Below are 18,683 nucleotides of genomic sequence, written 5' to 3' on the forward strand. Positions count from 1 at the left end.
TATCGCAAGGTGACAAATAAATCAATAAAATAAACTTAATGCAAATTGATTTTTGTTTTTGTCCGTGATTAAAAATCAGTTCATTTCACCCGAAATCGGAGTAACCAATTTTTTTCTAAGTTCATCTAATTCAGAGCTTCTACCAAATAAGTGCATCATTTTCGTTGTAGCCGCCTCTGTTGTTAAGTTTCCGCCACTGATAATACCTATGCGATTTAAAGCACTGCTGGCCTCATATTTACCTTGAATAACGTTGCCTCCATTACATTGTGAGACATTCAACACAACAACTCCCTTGTTTACAGCACTTTCCAACAAGTCTAAAAACCAAGGTTGGTGCGGAACATTACCCGAACCATAGCTCTCCATGATCACTCCCTGAACAGAAGGGGTATTCAATAAATGACTTACCACCTGCTCGTTAATACCTGGAAACAGCTTTAAAATAACAATTTCATCCTTTAATTCAGGATAAAAAAGAAGTTCAGCAGCAGGGTTGTATGCCTTTAGAGCAGCGTAATTATAGTCTATTACAATACCTGCTTCTGCGAGAGAGGGGTAGTTCTCCGTCTCAAAAGCATCAAAATGACGACTCTCAACTTTTTTTGAACGGTTGCCTCGCAACAATAAGTGGTTAAAAAAGATACAAACTTCCGAAACCACCGGTACTCCATCCCTCTTATCTGCAGCGATTTCTAGGGCGGTAACAAAGTTTTCTCTTCCATCCGACCTTGGTGATGCAATGGGCAATTGAGCTCCTGTAAAAATCACAGGCTTGTTCAATCCTTGAAGCATAAAGCTCAGGGCCGAAGCGGAATACGCCATGGTATCTGTACCATGCAATACAATGAAACCATCGTAAGTAGCATAATTATCTTTAATAGTTTGACCAATCTGTACCCAATGTTCAATTTTAACATTCGATGAATCAATCGGAGGATCAAATGAAATTACAGAAAGATTAATGTTTAATTCCTTCAACACAGGTATTCTAGCTACAACGCGCTCAAAATCACAAGGCACCAATGCTCCATTTTCATCATAATCCATCCCTAATGTGCCACCTGTGTATACTATTAGTATAGATGCTTTCGGGTTTGGAGAAAATTCTAAGGTTGAAATCATGACTGTACTTTGAATAATGAATTGGCATTTATAGTAGTATTGGCTTTTATTTCCTCCACCCCAACCTGCCTTAAATCTGCTATTTTTTGGGCTATCATTTTTAAATACGATGGCTCATTTCTTTTTCCTCTGTAGGGTACAGGCGCCAAATATGGGCTATCAGTTTCCAAAACCACATGATCCATATTTAATTCTGGAATGACTTCATCCATACCACTGTTTTTAAAGGTGACGACACCACCTAAACCAATATAAAAACCCAGTTTATGGATGCGCTCCGCTTGCGCTGCAGAGCCAGTAAAGCAATGAAAAACTCCTGTCAGGTTATCTTCTTTAAGGCTTTCTACCAAATCAATGGTCATGTCTAGTGACTCTCGGCAATGAATGATAATCGGTTTCTCGTATTGTTTTGCCCAAGCCACCTGAATTTTAAAAGCCTCCACTTGTTGATTGATAAAAGTTTTGTCCCAGTATAAATCAGTACCCATTTCACCAATGGCAACAAACTCACGCTTCCCAAGCCATTCTTCAATAATATAAAGTTCCTTTTGGAAATCGCCTTTGACAGAGCATGGATGAAGCCCCATGGTAGCGATGCATAAACCTGGATACTTCTCTTCCAACTCCATCATTCCATCAATCGATGTGTGATCAATATTCGGCATGTAAATTTTGGAAACACCTTCTTCTCTTCCTCTATCTAGCACCTCATCTATGTCCTTTTCAAACTGATCGGCATAAATATGGGCGTGGGTTTCAATCATCATTTAAAGTTTCTTTTCTTCCAGCTGATCTTAGGGTTCAGCACTAAAACAACAAGGGCAAATGTATCTAAAAGAGCAATAATAAATGGTTTGAATAGACTAAACTTAACGGCAACTTCATCCATGGCACTATTAACTTGGTGTTGCCTAATGTTTTCAATCATAAGTTTTAATACCAAAAAAGAAATCAATGCAACCTGTGCTATTGAACTAGATACTAAACATAATACAATTAGCATTTCAACCAGCATCAACCTATATATAATAAAACCTACACCAGAGAGTGCTCTGTAACTCATAATGCCGCTCAACCACCGTTTCCTCTGATCAACATAACTCAAAACACTTTTTAATGGGGCAGTTAAGGCTGCTCCATTTACTATAAGTTGAAAAGTTCTTAAACCCATTTTCTTAGCTGCCAACAATAGTTTCAAATCTTCTACTTTGGTTTTACCTAGAACTTCAAAACCACCAACTGATTGATAGGCTTCTGCTGAAATCAGCATATTATTTCCTAAAGCAGTAAGTGTATTACCGCGGTCTGAAAACACCTTTAATGTATGGATGCTATTTTGCCAGTCCATTCTCTGAAGGGAAGAAAAATAACTCCCAGATTTCACCTCGGTATAGCCACTCACAAGATCAAAGCCTTGAGTTGCTTGAGCAACCATGGTTTTGAGCCAGTGCTTGGTTACTGTAGCGTCTGCATCTAAAATGACAAAAAACTTACCATCAGCTTTTGCGGCCAATTGCGCCAAAACATTCGATTTGGCAATAAGCCCATTCAAATTAGATTGAATGGGGATTGATTTAACATTTTGCCGTTGATTGATCCAGTGGTTTATTATGATTTGGGTATTGTCCGTAGACTGATCATTTCCTATCAGCACTCGAAATTTATTCTGAGGATAATCTACATTCAATACAGCATTAAGGCATGCCTCTAAATTGTCTTCTTCGTTTCTAGCAGCAATAAGAATGGATACATTGGGCCATGTTTGAATAGAGTCAATTTCAGTAGCTTTTATAAAGTCGTTTTTGAAACTCAATATTAAAAAGAGCTCCGACAGTAAGATGAGCGCAAAAGCAACAATCAAAACACCAACAATCATAATGGTTTAAAAGTAAAACCTTTCGATTGAAAATGATCTAAATAACGAGGCAATGCATATTGAAGGTTTTTGAATGCTTTCAAACTATCATGAAAAACAATTATGCTTCCTGGTTTAGAATACTGAAGACTCTTTTTCAATACGGTTTCAGGAGATAGTTTTTTAGAAAAATCCCCAGAGAGCACGTCCCACATAATGATTTCGCGGGAGGACAGTTGCCTAATTTGTCTAGCCGTTATTTTACCATAGGGAGGCCTAAAAAGTCTTCCGCCCCTATCGAATTCCTGAAGCTCTTCTTCACACTTCAAGAAGTCTTTAAGGTATTCGGTAGCATCAGTTTTCCAGCCATTCAAGTGATGGCAAGTATGATTCCCTACCGAATGACCTCGTTTAATCACTTCCTTAAAAATATCGGGATGCTTGTGAATATTTTCTCCCACACAAAAGAAAGTAGCTTTTGCCTTAAACTCATCAAGCGTTTTCAACACCCATTGGGTAACTTCTGGAATTGGGCCATCATCGAAGGTCAAATAAATGACTTTCTCCTTACTGGATTGTTTCCAAATCAAGTTTGGGTAAAGCCAATGGACAAATATGGGTGTTTTATGGAGTAGCATTATTTACCCTACAAGATAAGAAAGTAAGGTCATCAGCAAAGGCATTTTCCTTTTTGAAACCTTCCAATTCTTTCATTAAATCATTATGGGTGGTTTGAAGGTCCTTATTTTTGTGATCCATCAGAAACTTCCTGAGCCTTTCATCACCAAACTCCTCGCCCGCACTGTTAAAGGTTTCGGTGAGGCCATCAGTAAACATGAACAGCGAAAATTCGTCAAGATTCTCAATTTCACCTTTATCTAAAAAAGGAAGAGGGTCAAATGCACCGAGTACTGTACTTCCTTCGCTCAAAATCATTATCTTATCTTTTGTAATCAAAACAGGATGATTGTGCCCGCAATTAAAATAGCGAAGGTTCTTTTTATCAAAGTCGTAAACCGCTAAAAAGAAAGTGATGAAGTTTTCGCCTTTGGCATTGTGCCAAGTTTGGTGATTCAGCTCATGAATTACTTGTTCAGGGCTTTCCGCATTTCGGCTCAAAGTTCTTAACACTGCCTGAAAATTCGACATTAATATGGCCGCTGGCATTCCCTTTCCAGAAACATCGGCTATGCAAACAAGAAACTGATTTTCGTTGGGAATAGGAATGTAATCGTAATAATCTCCGCCCACGGTTTTGCAAGGCTGATAGAAGGCCTTGATTTCTAGTTTTTCAGAATTGGGCAAAACATCTGGAAAAAGGTAATTCTGAACATTTCTAGCAATTTCCATCTCACGCTGAGTTGCTTGTTGTTCCAGCTGCTTTCTGGCCAATCGCTTATTCTCAATGGCCACTAGAATTACATTACTCAAGGCTTGAATAAATGTTGTGTCGTCCCGATTTTCTTCTTCTGAAGTTTTAATGAATACAAATGCCAGAAGTTTCTCTTTATGCGTAACAGGGATTATTATGTCAAACTCACTGAAGCAGGAAATGGACAAATCGACTTCATTGACTTCTACAATCTCCGTTAAATCAAGGCAGCCAGCGTCAAGAGGGATTTGGGTAAAATCCTCCTTAGTACCAAACTGCACTTTACAGTCCCAATCCTCGTCCTTCACATACAATACCATTTTAGACAATTGTAGATTGCCCCTGAGCGTGAATTCGTAAATTTTGTATAGATCGTCTTCAGGAAGGTTGTTGTTCACTGCTTGAGTAATCTCCAAGAGTGCATTTACCTCCATTTCCTTTCTATAAAACTTACGTTGAAGTGTATCCTGCATAGTGCTAACGACCGTTGTGAGCTAATAAGCCTTCTTTTGTGGCCAAATAAAAATAAGACGCGGGATCATTTCCCAAATCTTTTGGTTCAATTGGCATTTCTGCTTGGCGATTGCCATAGCATTTCACCCAACCCTTGTTCAACAACTCTGAGAGCACTTTTCTAAGCTCGCCCGCTGCCAATTCTGTTTCTTCTAAAATGGCATCAAAAGGCTGAACAAAGTAAAGCGCATCCAAAACATCAAACTCCATGTCGTTCATAATATTGTACTAGATTTTGAAACTTCTATCCTTCCATTGGAAACGACCAAAGTTAGATGCCAAACCAACATAAAGCACATAAAAAGGATAAAAGGTTTGTAACAAAACGAAGTGGAAAAATGAGTAAGGCTGTTTTAAATCATCAAAGTAATTTCTAATCAAGAGAAACTCTAAAATAATCTTTATCAACCAAAGTCCTGCCACGGAACTAAGGGGTAATTCTCCTAAGAAAAACAACAATACCAAGCCAACAAAAGCCAACTGCACCATATAAACAAACAATGCGGAAAGTATTGTAGACCTCCGCATTCCTACTTTCCATTTACTGGCCCATCGCTTTCGCTGTTGCACAAAATTAGTCCAATTAACATGCGCTAAAGTATGAACTACGGCTTCAGCACTCTTTGCAAAGACCACACTCTTTGGGTACTTTTTCACAATTTTCATCATCAGCAATTCATCATCTCCAGAAGGCGTTTGTTCTATCCCTGAAAAACCATTTACTTCATTAAATACCGATTTCCTGTACGCCAAATTCGCCCCATTGGCCATGGTGGGTTTACTTAAACCTATTAATGCTGCGGAGGAAGCCAGCACTGCTCCAAATTCTATCCGTTGCAATTTCTGAAAGAAACTCATTCCTTCAAGCACCACAGGGCCAGTAATCATTTGTGTCTGGGGATTATGAAAGCCTGAAGTCATTGCTTTCAGCCAGTTTTCATTACACCAACAATCTGCATCGGTAGTGACAATAATTTCACCCGTAGCCTGTGCAATACCTGCCGCAAGAGCAGCTTTCTTTCCTTGGGTTTCTTCTAAAGAAATAATATTCAAGGATAAGGTTATTCCCTTATCAACAAGACACTTTAAAACATTCAAAGAATCATCCGTTGAATGATCGTTGACGAAAAGTACTTCGAAGGATGAGTACGTTTGAGCTTCCAATGACTCAGCCAACCGTCTCAAGTTTAATTCTTCATTTCTAAAGGGAATAATTACCGACACCTTTCCTTCATGTTTTTCAGAAGACGTAAACGGCATCTTCCGCCAAACGGCAATAGGGAAAAACAGAAGAAGCAGATAACTGCCTACAATGCCAACGGCAATCAAAACCATATGCGAATTACGTGGAAAGCACTTGGATTTAAAACCTTGTTTTGAATTACAGAAATGGAAGGTTTATTTATCTTGCGTCTATGCCTTTATCAAAACTCCCCATTAAAGAAAAAATTATTCTAGGTATCGACCCCGGCACCAGCATCATGGGTTATGGGCTGATTTTGATTTCGGGCAAAAAAATCACGCTACTTCAATTCGGTGTTATTCACCTCAGCAAATACGCTGGTCATGAGTTAAAATTGAAGAAGATTTTCGAAAGGGTTACTTCCGTTATTGAAGAGTTTCAGCCTGATGAAATGGCCTTGGAAGCTCCCTTCTTTGGAAAGAATGTTCAATCCATGCTTAAACTAGGAAGAGCACAAGGCGTAGCGATGTCGGCTGCTTTGGCAAGGGAAATTCCTATTACTGAATATGCTCCTAAAAAAGTGAAGCAGTCGGTTACAGGTAATGGAAATGCCTCTAAAGAACAAGTGGCGGCCATGCTGAAAACTTTATTGAAAATTGAAACCCTACCCAAACTACTCGATGCTACCGATGCTTTGGCAGTGGCGCTTTGCCATCATTTCCAAGGCGGAAGCCAACAAAGCGGCAACAAAAGCTGGAAGTCTTTTATCTCCGACAACCCCGGAAGAGTAAAATAAGACTAGCTAATTCCTTTATTATTTCATATCATCATTCAATTACAATACATATACTTACTCATTTAGCATACACCAGCACAGCATGTGTTAATGTATAATTTACCCGTGTTTTTAGGGCATTTACTGAAAGGACAAATCCTATATGAATAAACTCAGACTGAACTCAGACTATTTCTTCAAGTTTTCTCCAGACTTACTTTGCATTGCTGGGTTTGACGGGTTCTTCAAAAGGATCAATCCAGCGGTTTCAAAACTTTTGGGTTATACGGAAGAAGAGTTATTGTCTCGTCCTATTGATGATTTTATTCATCCTTCAGATCAAAACATCACCTCTCAATACCGAGAGAACATTAAAAAGGGAAATCCACTGCTCAATTATGAAAATCGCTATATAAAAAAGAACGGTGAAATAGTATGGTTGGCCTGGACCTCCATGCCCTTGGAAGATGAATCTTTAGTTTATGCTATTGCGAAGGACATAACGCATAAAAAGAAGCTAGAAGAAGAGCGAAATGCGCTATTGGCTAGCCTTTCAATAATGAATAAGAGGTTGAAAGACCTATCCTTCACTACTTCTCATGACTTAAGGGGGCCTGTGAATAACTTATTTGCCATTCTACACCTTTTGGACACTTCTGAAATTAAGAGCCCAGAAACATTACACCTAATTGAGCTTTTAAAAACAACTGCTGAAAAACTTGAAGTGAAAATGAACAAGCACTTAGACGCGCTAAGTGAGAATGCCAAGGTTTCAGTTAAAATCGAAGATGTGTCTTTAGCAGAAGTGTTGAAAAGTGTGCAGAAATCAATAGGGGCATTGATAGAAAATTCAGGTGTAGTTTTTCAAATCAATTTCTCATCGTTTCAAACCATTAATTTCAACAAAGAATATCTAGAAAGTATTTTCCTTAATTTAATAACCAATTCAATTAAATACGCTAAACCCAACACCCTGCCCATTATATCTATACAGTCTAAAATGGTAAATGATGTTAAACGACTCATTTTTACCGACAATGGAATTGGTTTTGATAAAGATGCTGTGAAAGATAGAGTTTTTGGTTTGAGCCAAACCTTCAACACTCGCCCAGAAAGCAAAGGCATAGGCCTCTACCTTGTTCACACCCACATGACCAACCTAGGCGGTCATATTTCTGTGGAAAGTAAAATTAATGAAGGAACAGAGTTTACACTCTCTTTTAGGGGCTAGGCTAAATATTTAGCCTTAATCTTCTCAGCCGTTTCTGCCAATTCTTCTTGACTTAAGCTTAGTTTGGGTTTACTAAAATCAATATCAGAAATATTCTGAAGGGGAATTATATGAATATGTACGTGAGGCACTTCAAGGCCAATAACGGCCACGCCTATTCTCTTACAAGGCACCGCAGCTTCCACCGCTTTGGCCACTTTTTTGGTAAAAGTGTGCAGGTTTATGTAAGCATCTTCACCCATATCAAAAATATAATTCACCTCCTCTTTAGGAACGCATAATACATGGCCTATTTTCAATGGATTAACATCCAAAAAGGCAATGTTATTATCGTCTTCTGCCACAACGTGGCCGGGAATTTCTCTATTAATGATTCGAGTGAAGATACTTGGCATAATTACTCTAATGTAATGTCTAATATTTCGAATTGCATAGTGCCGGCAGGAGCCGTTACTTCAGCAATCTCACCAATTTTCTTATTCAAGAGTCCCTTGCCTATTGGTGATTCATAAGATATTTTTCCAGCCTTCAGGTCCGCTTCTTTTTCGGATACTAAAGTGTATTTTACTACCATGCCGTTTTTAACGTTCTTGATTTTCGCTGTTGAAAGGATTGACACCTTTGAAAGGTCTACGTTTTCATCTCTCATGATTCTCGCGTCACCCACAACTACTTCCAGCTCAGAAATCCTCATTTCCATGAGTCCCTGTGCGTCTTTTGCAGCATCATATTCAGCATTTTCACTCAAATCACCTTTATCTCGCGCCTCGCCAATCTGCTTCGACATGTCCGCTCTACCTTTGGTTTTAAGGTGATGAAGCTCATCCTTCAATTTCTGCAAGCCTTCTTCCGTGTAATATGAAATTCCAGCCATAATTTTAATTGTTTATTTTGTTATGCTATAAAAAACAAAGAACGGCTCCTAACAGAAACCGTTGCTTTAAATACAAAAATCGCCCATAAAGGCGATGTATGCTTCAAATTTAAGCAAAATATCTATAGTCTCCTACTAACAGTGACTTTACTCCGGTAATTGAAAAGGGCTTAAAATTCGATTTGAGGTATATTTCTCAGTTTTAGAGTACCTAAAAAAAGCAAGCAACCACACCTAAGTCAGCTCCTATCTGCTTCTGACATTATGTGATAATGCGAGGCGATTTTACCTACCAACACTTCATTAATTCTTTTGTAAGAAGAGAAAGTCCAGCCGCCTACATGTGGAGAAAAAACTATATTCTTTCTTGAAAATAAATCTGTAAACTGATCACGTTCTTCCTCAGTCAATTTATCAAATTTTTCCTTGTCTAACACGTCCAGCGCTGCACCTTTTACCTTCCCAGAGTCTAACAATTCCAAAAGATCTTTAGTGGGTAAAATCTCACCTCGGGCAGTATTCAACAGGTAGATATCTTTTCTGAAATTTTGAATAAAATCTTTATTCACCCAAGCGAGTGTTTCTTCATTCAAAGGGACATGAAGGCTAAGAATATCGGCTTTATCATACAGCTTAGCCAAGCTTACTTCTTCTACGTTTTTGGTTCCAAAACCCTTTTTGTACTTGTCGTATACCAGCACGCGGCAATCAAAAGCCCTAAGCCTTTGCACAAAAGCCTGGCCCATGTAGCCATAACCAACAATACCAATGGTTTTGTCACTGAGTTCGTCTCCTCGGTTGCCCTCTCTGTCCCAAATCCAGTTTCTAACTTCGGTATCTGCCTTTATAATATTATTCAACATAGAAAGCAGCAAGCCCATGGCGTGTTCAGCCAAGGCATCACGATTTCCTTCTGGTGCATTTAAAATTTCAATCCCTTTGGATTCAACATATTGAACATCAATTTTATCCAAGCCTGCCCCTGCTCGGCCAATCACTTCCAATTTAGTGGCCGCGTCAATAAGCTCTTGATCTACATCGGTTTTAGAACGAATCAGCAAGCCTTCATAATCACCGATTATACTGAGCAGTTCCTCTCGTGAAATGTTGGGTTGATAATTGGCATCTATTCCAATTTTCGAAAGCAATCCACAGATACTTTGATGCATGTCGTCAACGATCAAAAACTTTTTCTGCATGAGCTTAGAGTAATGAATTTGCAATAAGTAAGTACACGGTAATTCCCAACATATCGTTGGCGGTAGTAATAAATGGGCCAGAAGCCAGGGCAGGATTAATCCCGAGTTTATCTAATATCAATGGCGTTGCTGTCCCAGTAAAAGAGGCCAATAGCACAACGGCTTGCAGCGCAATGGCGACTACTAAACCGAGTTTAACCTCTCCATATAGATAGACAAAAAAGAAGCTGATGGAACCCAAAACTAAACCTGTAAACATGGCGATGGCCACCATCTTCAACAACCGCTTCCCTAAACTATCTGTAAAAACTGACTTATTGGCCAAGCTCTGCACTACGAGCGTTGAAGACTGAACTCCCACGTTTCCGCCTGTCGCCATGATGAGAGGAATAAATAATGCCAAGCCTGTAATGGTTTGGATTTCCTCTTCAAAACCTCGAATTACAAAAGCCCCGACAATACCACCTACCAAACCAATGATTAACCATGGCAATCGGGCTTTTAGAATCACCCAAATCGTATCGTCTTCCTCAACATCTGAAGAGATACCAGACATCAATTGTCGGTCTTCTTCGGCTTGATCAGTAATTACATCTACAATATCATCTATTGTAATTCTACCTACCAGTTTGCCTTGCAGGTTTACTACAGGCACTACATCGAGGTCATATTTTCGCATAATATCTGCTACTTCCTCTTCATCCATGTAGGTTTCAACCGATATAACATCCTCATCAAATATCTCACTAATATGGGTATTATCATTCGCTAGCAAAATATCTTTTACCGAAACCTTACCCAACAACTTATGCTTATCATCAACTACATAAACAGAGTAAATGCGATCTACATTTTCACGCTGTCTTCTAATTTCTTCAATGGTCTGAACAATGTTCCAATTCATATTGGCGACAATCATTTCCTTCGCCATTAACCCTCCTGCACAATCCTCTACATACCGCATTAGTTCATGGATATGTGCAGCAGTATCGGGATCGATAATTTCGGAGATTACTTCTTCGCGTGTTTTTGCCGGAAGCTCATTAATGATATCCACCGCATCATCAGAATCCATTTCTGTAATGTAATCTGCTACTTCCTTGGGGGTAAAGTTTTCTAAGAATTTGGTTCGAGTGTCTTCCTCGAGGTCTTCAATAATTTCGGCTCCGACTTCATTGTCCAATATGTCTATGACATATTTGGCCATATCGGCACTCAACTCATCTAGAAGTGCAGAAATATCAGCAGAGTTCACCCCTTCCATCGTATTACTGATGAAGGCGCTATTTTTTTCCTCAATAGCTATTTCTAGCGCACTGAGGTATTCTTTAGATAGTTCAAAGTTAATTTCTACTCCCGACACGATGCTATAAGATTCGTCAGTTCCACATACTGGTCAACAGAAAGTGTTTCGGCCCTTTGATCAAGTACCTTTTCACCACTAAGTTCCTCTGGCAAATTTATTGGTTTTAGCGCGTTGCGCAATGTTTTCCTTCTCATTTGAAAGCCTGCTTTCACCACCCTTCTAAAAAGCACTTCATCACAGTCTAAAGCTACTCTTTCATTCCTTTTAAGGCGGATTACAGCACTATTCACCTTGGGAGGAGGGTTGAAAACATTAGGGGGTACAGTGAATAAATACTCCAAATCATAATAAGCCTGCAAGAACACGCTTAAAATCCCATAGGTTTTATTTCCTGGAGGAGAAATAAGGCGGTCTGCCACTTCTTTTTGAAGCATACAAACCACTTCTGGCACTTGCTGTTTTAAGTCCAGTACTTTAAAAAATATTTGAGATGAAATATTATAAGGGAAGTTACCCACTACCCCAAATTTCCCTGGAAAACGCTCTTCCATATTCAGTTTCAGAAAGTCGCCTTCAATAATCCTATCTTTCAATTGAGGGTAATGCTGTTTTAAATAAGCAACGGATTCTCTGTCAATTTCTATTACAGAAGTTTCTATCTCGTTCTGTAGAAGAAATTGAGTGAGGACACCTGTTCCTGGCCCTATTTCTAGTATCTTATCATACCCGCCATGCCCAGTGAGTCCATCGGCAATACTTTTGGCAATATTTAAATCTTTTAGGAAATGCTGGCCGAGATGTTTCTTAGGTCTGACTGATGACATGGGAGTAACTTATAGAAAAAACATTAATTTGCGCAAAATGAGAATTCTGTTGAAGACTACTCAGGGCAGGGCTTCATTGTTCTTCTCACATTCAAACCTACTTCAACTTTTCTTTAAAGATTACAAAAGCAGGAAATTCTTTGATCATGAATCTACAATCGGAAGACGAAACAACATACAAACCAGTAATTGGCATTACCATTGGTGACATTAACGGCATTGGTCCTGAAGTAATTATCAAAACAATTTCTGAGCAAAAGCTTTACGATTACGTGACCATCATTTTATACGGACACGGAAAGGCCTTTTCGCACTATAAGAAAATTCTAGGCTTAGATAATTTTTCCTTTTTTCAATTTAATACTGGCGACAGACTTCACGAAAAAAAAGCCAACGTTATCAATTGTTGGGAAGAAGATTTTGAAATAAAGCCAGGCGAAGAAAACGCCACCGGTGGCAAGTATGCCCTTGCAGCTTTACAACGAGCTGTGGAAGATTTACAGAATGGAGTTATCGATGGCGTGGTAACCGCTCCTATTAGCAAACACAATATTCAAAGTAGCGATTTCAACTTCCCAGGTCATACCGAGTTTTTTACTTCAACTTTTGGTGCAAAAGATAGCCTGATGTTCCTCTGCAACGATCGCTTAAGAATAGGAGTGACCACTGGCCATATTCCTCTAATGAAAATTAAAGAAGAATTAACTGCGGAAAGACTAACTAGTAAAATCGATTTAATGTTAAAGTCACTGAAACAAGACTTTGGTATTACTAAGCCTAAGGTGGCCATTCTGGGGCTCAATCCACATGCCGGAGAAGATGGGCTTTTAGGTACTGAAGAAAAAGAATTGATTATACCTGTCATCAACGAGTTTAAAGAAAAGGGGCACTTGGTGTTTGGGCCCTACCCTGCCGATGGTTTCTTTGGTAATAACACGAACTCACAATTTGATGGTATACTGGCCATGTACCACGACCAAGGCTTAATTCCATTCAAAACAATAGCCTTTGAAGACGGTGTTAACTTCACTGCCGGCCTTCCAATTGTCCGCACATCGCCTGACCACGGGACTGCATTTGGCATTGCGGGTAAAAACGAAGCCGACCCGAGTAGCATGAGGGCCGCACTTTATATGGCCATCGACATTATTCGAAACAGAAGGGAATAAGCTCATTCTGAGTAATTAAGCCCCATTTCAAAGGGCTCATTTATAAGGCATGAGTTAGTGACTAATTTTTGTTCGATATTTATTCATGAAATAAGTAAACACTGTTTTATGATTCAAATGAATTTTCATACCTTTGCAGTCCTGATTTTGAGGGGAGATATTTGAAACCAATCAGAAAATACGAAATACAGATCTTTAAGCTCAGCACTGGGCTGCATGATTTTGAGTTTCTGTTGGATGATGAGTTCTTTGAATTATTTGACAATGATATGATTAGCAAAGGGAAACTGACGGCTAACATTTCATTGAACAAGTCTGAAACAATGATCCAGACCGTCTTTCGCATCAAGGGTTCTATAGAGCTCGAGTGTGACAGAAGTCTAGATTTATTTGATTTTCCGATTGACTTGGAAAGACCGTTCATCTATAAACTCGGAAACGAGCATGAAGAATTGTCGGATGAAGTAATGGTAATACCACGCGACACCCAACAATTGAACGTAGCCTCCATAATGTTTGAATTTATAGGACTTGAAATCCCCATGAAAAAGCTTCACCCACGTTTTCAAGAAGAAGACGATAACAGTGAAGAAGAAGTGCTCATGATATATTCTTCGGAAGATGATGAGGAGAATGAAGATCAGGAAAATGAAGAATCAATAGACCCACGTTGGGCTTCTTTGAAGAAATTGAAAAAATAAAGAATAGCGAAAGCTATAAAACTGTAGAAAAATGGCGCATCCTAAAAGGAAAATCTCGAAAACCAGAAGAGACAAACGTAGAACTCACAAGAAATTACATGGCAAAGCTTTGGCTATTTGCCCTACTACGGGAGAAATGCACTTACCTCACAGAGCTTTCTGGCATGAGGGAAAACTTTACTTCAAAGGTAAAGTAGTAATAGAAAAAGAAGTTTTAGCCTAAGTTCAACTTTTGGCTTTTGAATATTTGCTCCTGAATCAACATTCAGGAGCAATATTTATTTATAGACACTTCATTTGCCCATCCTAAGGTTTCATTCAATCTATTATTTGAATCTGAAGCTTGAACCCTTATATTGGCACACTATTTAGAAATATGAATGGTGTTTTTCCATTCTAAAAATATTGGATGACTAAAATCAGAGCTAAAATCTCAGGAGTCAATGGCTGGGTGCCAGACTACGTTCTTACGAATAAGGAGTTAGAAACAATAGTTGACACCACTGACGAATGGATAACTTCCCGCACTGGCATTAAGGAAAGAAGAATTTTAAAAGGAGAAGGTCAAGGCACATCCGTATTGGGAATTCAGGCTGTAAAAGGCTTGCTCGAAAAAACCAATACCGACCCTTCTGAAATTGATCTTCTGATTTGCGCAACAACCACCCCAGATATGATGTTTCCTGCAACTGCAAATATTATTGCGGATGCGGTTGGGGCAAAAAACGCTTTCAGTTACGACCTACAAGCTGCTTGTTCAGGGTTTATCTATGCCGTAGTTACAGGCAGTCAGTTTATTGAAACTGGCAAGTACAAAAAAGTAGTCGTGGTTGGTGCCGACAAGATGTCTTCGATTATAGATTATAATGAAAGAACCACCTGTATTATTTTTGGTGATGGTGGTGGAGCTATTCTATTAGAGCCTACGGAAGAAAATGTTGGTGTCATGGATTCCATTCTTAAATCTGACGGATCGGGAGCACAGCATTTACACATGAAAGCTGGAGGAAGCCGCAAGCCAGCTTCACACGAGACCATCGACAACCGTGAGCATTATGTTTACCAAGAAGGATCGGCCGTTTTCAAATTTGCCGTCACCAATATGGCTGATGTTTCTGCCGAAATCATGGCCAAGAACAACTTAGAGGGCGATGACGTTAAATGGCTGGTTCCTCATCAGGCCAACAAAAGAATTATTGACGCCACCGCAAGACGTATGGAAATTGGTGAAGACAAGGTGATGTTGAACATTCATAAATATGGCAACACGACCAGCGGGACCATCCCTCTTTGTCTTTGGGACTATGAGAGCCAATTAAAAAAAGGGGATAATCTTATTTTGGCTGCATTTGGTGGCGGATTTACCTGGGGCGCTATTTATTTAAAATGGGCATACGACCCATCATAAAAATCTCGAAGGATCAGAATGGTATATTTGTAAATTAGTTTGAAATAAACGCATGGCAAGTACAGCAGATTTTAAAAACGGTCTTGTAATTGAATACAATCACGACCTTTACGCAATCACCGAATTCCAGCACGTTAAGCCTGGAAAAGGACCTGCATTCGTAAGAACAAAACTAAAAAGCATTAGAACAGGAAAGGTATTAGACAATACGTTTACCTCTGGTGTTAAAGTGGTAACAGCAAGAATTGAAAAAAGACCTCATCAGTTTCTCTTCATCGATGACTACGGTTATAACCTGATGAATTCAGAAACTTTTGAACAAGTAGCAGTGCCTAAAGAGTTAATCAATGCACCGCAACTGATGAAAGATGGACAAGAGGTAGACGTTTTGTTTCATGCGGAAACAGAATCGGTACTGAGTGTTGAGTTACCAGCATATGTAGAACTTGTTGTAACTTACACCGAACCTGGTATTAAAGGCGATACGGCTACAAACGCTACAAAGGCAGCAACGCTGGAAACTGGCGCTGAAATTCAAGTCCCTTTATTCATCAATCAAGACGACAAAATTAAAGTAGACACTAGAACAAATTCATACGGTGAGCGTGTAAAATAGCTCACTATCCCAACGAAATAATCGAATTGTTATGAATGCGAAAGAAATCAAGAACATGATCGACTTTATTGCCAAATCAGGTTTGGCTGAAGTCAATATTGAAACTGAAGAGTTCAAAATCAAAGTTAAAAGAGACACGGAAGGTAGAATAATCACTACACCAGCAATGCCTCAGCCAGCAGCAGCCCCCTTAGCCGCATCACCTGCACCACAAGAAGCGCCAGCACCTGCGCCTGCTAATGATGAATCTAGCAAGTACATTCAGATCAAATCACCAATGATTGGTACTTTCTATCGTTCACCAAAACCAGAAGACCCTTCTTTTGTGAATGTTGGAGATTCAGTCTCAGTTGGAGACAGGGTTTGCATTGTTGAAGCGATGAAGCTTTTCAATGAAATTGAATCTGAAATTTCAGGAACCATTGTAAAAGTATTGGTTGAAAATGCTTCACCTGTAGAGTACGATCAACCATTATTCTTGGTAGATCCTGCTTAAAAAATTGGTTAATGGGGTCGTCAAAAGCCCCCAATTATTTCTCAACCTAAAATATCTATTGTAGTGTTTAAAAAGATATTAATTGCCAACAGAGGCGAGATTGCCCTTCGTATTATAAGAACATGTAAGGAAATGGGCATCAAAACCGTAGCGGTTTACTCTGCGGCTGATAAAGACAGTCTACATGTTAGGTTTGCTGATGAGGCGGTGAATATTGGCCCCGCTCCTTCCAATCAGTCTTACTTAAAAATACCACATATTATCTCTGCAGCTGAAATTACAAATGCAGATGCTATTCACCCCGGTTATGGCTTTCTTTCAGAAAATGCTGAATTTTCAAGGGTTTGTCAGGAATACGGCATCAAGTTTATTGGTGCTAGCCCCGATATGATTGACAAAATGGGAGACAAGGCCACGGCCAAAGATACCATGAAAAAGGCAGGCGTACCGACCATTCCTGGTTCTGACGGTTTGGTTAAATCTGTTGAGGAAGGAATTAAAATAGCCAACAAGGTTAAGTACCCTGTTATCCTAAAAGCTACAGCAGGTGGTGGTGGTAGAGGTATGAGGATTGTAAAAAATGATTCTCAATTCCAAAAAGCTTGGGACGATGCCAGAATGGAATCAGCCGCAGCCTTTGGTAACGATGGTCTATACCTAGAGAAATTTGTAGAAGAGCCCCGCCACGTTGAAATACAAATTGTAGGCGATAGTAGCGGACGTGCTTGCCATCTTTCAGAGAGAGATTGCTCGATCCAAAGAAGGCACCAGAAGCTAGTGGAAGAAACCCCTTCTCCTGCGGTTAATCAAGAACTAAGAGAAAGAATGGGAGCCGCTGCTGTAAAAGCTGCTGAATCTATTGGCTACGAAGGCGCTGGAACGGTGGAGTTCTTACTGGATAAACATGGTGATTTCTACTTTATGGAAATGAATACGCGTATTCAGGTAGAGCATCCGATTACAGAAGAAGTAACTGATTTTGATTTAATTAAAGAGCAAATCAAGGTTGCTGCTGGAGAAAAAATATCCGGGAAAAACTATTTCCCTAAGCTCTACGCTATGGAGTGTAGAATTAATGCAGAAGATCCTGCTCATGGTTTCAGGCCAAGCCCAGGCAAAATCACAAACCTGCATACCCCTGGTGGGCATGGCGTAAGAATTGATAGTCACATTTATGCTGGCTACACTATTCCCCCCAACTATGATTCCATGATTGCCAAGTTAATTGTTACTGCCCAGACACGTGAAGAAGTACTGGTTAGAATGAAGAGGGCTTTGGAAGAATATGTAATTGAAGGTATTAAAACCACTATTCCATTCCATATCAAACTAATGGATGATCCTAAATTCAAGTCGGGTCAGTTCACTACAAGCTTCTTAGAGAACTTCGATTTTAAAGGAATGTAGGAACAGTATTATGAGATTATTATCAAAGGTCACTTTTGTTCTCAGAAGTGACCTTTTTTATAGGCTTATTTCCCCTCAATTTCATTACACAGTTCTTGGTACCAAGCCTCACCATATTTTCTTATAAGAGCGTCTTTAAGGAATTTATAAACAGGTACTCCTAATTTTTCACCTAAAACACAAGCGGCTGAACAAATCGACCAACGGTCATAATTGAGCGCCTCATAGTGATCGTATTTTGTTATTCGAATCGGATAAAGCTCACATGAAATCGGTTTTTTAAAAGTAGTTTTACCATCTCGATAAGCCTGTTCTATTCCACATTTTAGAATACCCTTTTCATCATAAATAGAAAATGCACATTCTTTATTGCCAATGGTTGTAGTAGAATAATCCCCCTCAAAATCTATGATGTATGGCCCTTCTTTTTCTATCGCTTTCAAACCTTCCTCGCTTAGGTAAGGTTTTACCGCTTCAAAAGCATCTTCCAATTCTTTTAACTCATGATCTTCCAGTGGAGCACCTAAGTCCCCTTCTACACAACACGCACCCTTACAGGCGTCAAGGTCACAAACAAAAAGCTGCTCTTTTATGTCGTCACTGATTACTGCGTTCTCTACTAAAATCAT

22 protein-coding genes are annotated in these 18,683 nt (G+C 39.4%); 9 read left to right on the forward strand and 13 right to left on the reverse strand.

Features of this window, described 5'->3' with window-relative positions:
* Positions 1-75: 75 nt before the first annotated feature.
* From VOI17_RS12960 to VOI17_RS12990, 7 genes are read right to left on the reverse strand one after another with little or no spacing between them, the layout of a single operon-like run.
* On the reverse strand, positions 76-1,125 hold the full coding sequence (locus tag VOI17_RS12960) for an asparaginase (protein ID WP_323757644.1): 1,050 nt from the start codon (positions 1,123-1,125) through the stop codon (positions 76-78).
* The gene (locus VOI17_RS12965) at positions 1,122-1,892 is read right to left on the reverse strand and encodes a TatD family hydrolase (RefSeq protein WP_323757645.1); all 771 of its coding nucleotides are present in this window, start codon (positions 1,890-1,892) and stop codon (positions 1,122-1,124) included. Before VOI17_RS12965 ends, VOI17_RS12960 begins: the two co-directional genes overlap by 4 nt.
* Complete coding sequence (locus tag VOI17_RS12970; RefSeq protein WP_323757646.1) at positions 1,889-3,001, reverse strand: glycosyltransferase; 1,113 nt, start codon at positions 2,999-3,001, stop codon at positions 1,889-1,891. Before VOI17_RS12970 ends, VOI17_RS12965 begins: the two co-directional genes overlap by 4 nt.
* Positions 2,998-3,618, reverse strand: coding sequence for a polysaccharide deacetylase family protein (locus VOI17_RS12975; protein WP_323757647.1), 621 nt, complete (start codon positions 3,616-3,618; stop codon positions 2,998-3,000). The genes VOI17_RS12970 and VOI17_RS12975 overlap by 4 nt, the downstream gene beginning before the upstream one ends.
* Positions 3,605-4,825: a PP2C family protein-serine/threonine phosphatase gene (locus VOI17_RS12980; protein WP_323757648.1), complete on the reverse strand. Its 1,221-nt coding sequence runs from the start codon at positions 4,823-4,825 to the stop codon at positions 3,605-3,607. Before VOI17_RS12980 ends, VOI17_RS12975 begins: the two co-directional genes overlap by 14 nt.
* 4 nt (positions 4,826-4,829) lie before the next feature.
* Positions 4,830-5,084, reverse strand: a complete 255-nt coding sequence (locus VOI17_RS12985; protein ID WP_323757649.1) for a transporter — start codon at positions 5,082-5,084, stop codon at positions 4,830-4,832.
* A 9-nt stretch (positions 5,085-5,093) separates the two neighbouring features.
* Positions 5,094-6,200, reverse strand: a complete 1,107-nt coding sequence (locus tag VOI17_RS12990) for a glycosyltransferase (protein WP_323757650.1) — start codon at positions 6,198-6,200, stop codon at positions 5,094-5,096.
* Positions 6,201-6,280: 80 nt separating this feature from the next.
* On the opposite strand from VOI17_RS12990, the gene ruvC reads away from it, so the two are divergent.
* Together ruvC and VOI17_RS13000 are read left to right on the forward strand one after the other, a co-directional pair.
* Positions 6,281-6,844, forward strand: a complete 564-nt coding sequence (ruvC, locus tag VOI17_RS12995; protein ID WP_323757651.1) for a crossover junction endodeoxyribonuclease RuvC — start codon at positions 6,281-6,283, stop codon at positions 6,842-6,844.
* A gap of 142 nt (positions 6,845-6,986) precedes the next feature.
* On the forward strand, positions 6,987-8,054 hold the full coding sequence (locus tag VOI17_RS13000) for a PAS domain-containing sensor histidine kinase (protein WP_323757652.1): 1,068 nt from the start codon (positions 6,987-6,989) through the stop codon (positions 8,052-8,054).
* Here VOI17_RS13000 and VOI17_RS13005 read toward each other — a convergent pair.
* The 5 genes from VOI17_RS13005 to rsmA all read right to left on the reverse strand — a co-directional run bounded on the left by VOI17_RS13005 (position 8,051) and on the right by rsmA (position 12,257).
* Positions 8,051-8,449 carry an HIT family protein gene (locus VOI17_RS13005; RefSeq protein ID WP_323757653.1) on the reverse strand — a complete coding sequence of 133 codons (399 nt, stop codon included), beginning with the start codon at positions 8,447-8,449 and terminating at the stop codon, positions 8,051-8,053. The two genes, VOI17_RS13000 and VOI17_RS13005, sit on opposite strands and share 4 nt — an antisense overlap.
* Positions 8,450-8,451: 2 nt before the next feature.
* Positions 8,452-8,928, reverse strand: coding sequence for a transcription elongation factor GreA (gene greA, locus VOI17_RS13010; protein WP_323757654.1), 477 nt, complete (start codon positions 8,926-8,928; stop codon positions 8,452-8,454).
* A 239-nt stretch (positions 8,929-9,167) separates the two neighbouring features.
* Positions 9,168-10,127 carry an NAD(P)-dependent oxidoreductase gene (locus VOI17_RS13015; protein WP_323757655.1) on the reverse strand — a complete coding sequence of 320 codons (960 nt, stop codon included), beginning with the start codon at positions 10,125-10,127 and terminating at the stop codon, positions 9,168-9,170.
* 4 nt (positions 10,128-10,131) lie between these two features.
* On the reverse strand, positions 10,132-11,490 hold the full coding sequence (gene mgtE, locus VOI17_RS13020; protein ID WP_323757656.1) for a magnesium transporter: 1,359 nt from the start codon (positions 11,488-11,490) through the stop codon (positions 10,132-10,134).
* Positions 11,478-12,257 (reverse strand): 16S rRNA (adenine(1518)-N(6)/adenine(1519)-N(6))-dimethyltransferase RsmA, encoded by a 780-nt coding sequence (gene rsmA, locus VOI17_RS13025; RefSeq protein ID WP_323757657.1) that lies wholly within the window; start codon positions 12,255-12,257, stop codon positions 11,478-11,480. Before rsmA ends, mgtE begins: the two co-directional genes overlap by 13 nt.
* Before the next feature lie 146 nt (positions 12,258-12,403).
* Here rsmA and pdxA point away from each other — a divergent pair, with 146 nt between their 5' ends.
* The 7 genes from pdxA (at position 12,404) to accC (ending at position 18,054) form a co-directional block, all read left to right on the forward strand.
* Positions 12,404-13,426, forward strand: a complete 1,023-nt coding sequence (pdxA, locus tag VOI17_RS13030) for a 4-hydroxythreonine-4-phosphate dehydrogenase PdxA (RefSeq protein ID WP_323757658.1) — start codon at positions 12,404-12,406, stop codon at positions 13,424-13,426.
* A gap of 161 nt (positions 13,427-13,587) precedes the next feature.
* A complete protein-coding gene (locus VOI17_RS13035) occupies positions 13,588-14,127 on the forward strand; it encodes a DUF177 domain-containing protein (protein ID WP_323757659.1) in 540 nt (179 codons plus the stop codon).
* A 31-nt stretch (positions 14,128-14,158) separates the two neighbouring features.
* A complete protein-coding gene (rpmF, locus tag VOI17_RS13040; RefSeq protein WP_084362819.1) occupies positions 14,159-14,350 on the forward strand; it encodes a 50S ribosomal protein L32 in 192 nt (63 codons plus the stop codon).
* Between the two features lie 186 nt (positions 14,351-14,536).
* Positions 14,537-15,535, forward strand: coding sequence for a beta-ketoacyl-ACP synthase III (locus VOI17_RS13045; protein WP_323757660.1), 999 nt, complete (start codon positions 14,537-14,539; stop codon positions 15,533-15,535).
* A gap of 52 nt (positions 15,536-15,587) precedes the next feature.
* Positions 15,588-16,151, forward strand: a complete 564-nt coding sequence (gene efp / locus VOI17_RS13050; RefSeq protein ID WP_323757661.1) for an elongation factor P — start codon at positions 15,588-15,590, stop codon at positions 16,149-16,151.
* Between the two features lie 31 nt (positions 16,152-16,182).
* A complete protein-coding gene (accB, locus tag VOI17_RS13055) occupies positions 16,183-16,647 on the forward strand; it encodes an acetyl-CoA carboxylase biotin carboxyl carrier protein (protein WP_323757662.1) in 465 nt (154 codons plus the stop codon).
* A gap of 63 nt (positions 16,648-16,710) precedes the next feature.
* Positions 16,711-18,054: an acetyl-CoA carboxylase biotin carboxylase subunit gene (gene accC, locus VOI17_RS13060; protein WP_323757663.1), complete on the forward strand. Its 1,344-nt coding sequence runs from the start codon at positions 16,711-16,713 to the stop codon at positions 18,052-18,054.
* Between the two features lie 65 nt (positions 18,055-18,119).
* Here the strand turns inward: accC and VOI17_RS13065 are convergent, their stop codons facing one another.
* Positions 18,120-18,683: a DUF3109 family protein gene (locus VOI17_RS13065; RefSeq protein ID WP_323757664.1), complete on the reverse strand. Its 564-nt coding sequence runs from the start codon at positions 18,681-18,683 to the stop codon at positions 18,120-18,122.

The organism is Roseivirga sp., assembly GCF_034669765.1.
In the GTDB taxonomy this organism is placed as follows: domain Bacteria; phylum Bacteroidota; class Bacteroidia; order Cytophagales; family Cyclobacteriaceae; genus Roseivirga.

Excerpts from the sequence above, each read along its gene's own strand:
- VOI17_RS12960 (WP_323757644.1), bottom strand. The coding sequence starts at position 1,125 with ATGATTTCAACCTTAGAATTTTCTCCAAACCCGAAAGCATCTATACTA.
- VOI17_RS12965 (WP_323757645.1), bottom strand. The coding sequence starts at position 1,892 with ATGATGATTGAAACCCACGCCCATATTTATGCCGATCAGTTTGAAAAG.
- VOI17_RS12970 (WP_323757646.1), bottom strand. The coding sequence starts at position 3,001 with ATGATTGTTGGTGTTTTGATTGTTGCTTTTGCGCTCATCTTACTGTCG.
- VOI17_RS12975 (WP_323757647.1), bottom strand. The coding sequence starts at position 3,618 with ATGCTACTCCATAAAACACCCATATTTGTCCATTGGCTTTACCCAAAC.
- VOI17_RS12980 (WP_323757648.1), bottom strand. The coding sequence starts at position 4,825 with ATGCAGGATACACTTCAACGTAAGTTTTATAGAAAGGAAATGGAGGTA.
- VOI17_RS12985 (WP_323757649.1), bottom strand. The coding sequence starts at position 5,084 with ATGAACGACATGGAGTTTGATGTTTTGGATGCGCTTTACTTTGTTCAG.
- VOI17_RS12990 (WP_323757650.1), bottom strand. The coding sequence starts at position 6,200 with ATGGTTTTGATTGCCGTTGGCATTGTAGGCAGTTATCTGCTTCTTCTG.
- ruvC (WP_323757651.1), top strand. The coding sequence starts at position 6,281 with ATGCCTTTATCAAAACTCCCCATTAAAGAAAAAATTATTCTAGGTATC.
- VOI17_RS13000 (WP_323757652.1), top strand. The coding sequence starts at position 6,987 with ATGAATAAACTCAGACTGAACTCAGACTATTTCTTCAAGTTTTCTCCA.
- VOI17_RS13005 (WP_323757653.1), bottom strand. The coding sequence starts at position 8,449 with ATGCCAAGTATCTTCACTCGAATCATTAATAGAGAAATTCCCGGCCAC.
- greA (WP_323757654.1), bottom strand. The coding sequence starts at position 8,928 with ATGGCTGGAATTTCATATTACACGGAAGAAGGCTTGCAGAAATTGAAG.
- VOI17_RS13015 (WP_323757655.1), bottom strand. The coding sequence starts at position 10,127 with ATGCAGAAAAAGTTTTTGATCGTTGACGACATGCATCAAAGTATCTGT.
- rsmA (WP_323757657.1), bottom strand. The coding sequence starts at position 12,257 with ATGTCATCAGTCAGACCTAAGAAACATCTCGGCCAGCATTTCCTAAAA.
- pdxA (WP_323757658.1), top strand. The coding sequence starts at position 12,404 with ATGAATCTACAATCGGAAGACGAAACAACATACAAACCAGTAATTGGC.
- rpmF (WP_084362819.1), top strand. The coding sequence starts at position 14,159 with ATGGCGCATCCTAAAAGGAAAATCTCGAAAACCAGAAGAGACAAACGT.
- VOI17_RS13045 (WP_323757660.1), top strand. The coding sequence starts at position 14,537 with ATGACTAAAATCAGAGCTAAAATCTCAGGAGTCAATGGCTGGGTGCCA.
- efp (WP_323757661.1), top strand. The coding sequence starts at position 15,588 with ATGGCAAGTACAGCAGATTTTAAAAACGGTCTTGTAATTGAATACAAT.
- accB (WP_323757662.1), top strand. The coding sequence starts at position 16,183 with ATGAATGCGAAAGAAATCAAGAACATGATCGACTTTATTGCCAAATCA.
- VOI17_RS13065 (WP_323757664.1), bottom strand. The coding sequence starts at position 18,683 with ATGATTTTAGTAGAGAACGCAGTAATCAGTGACGACATAAAAGAGCAG.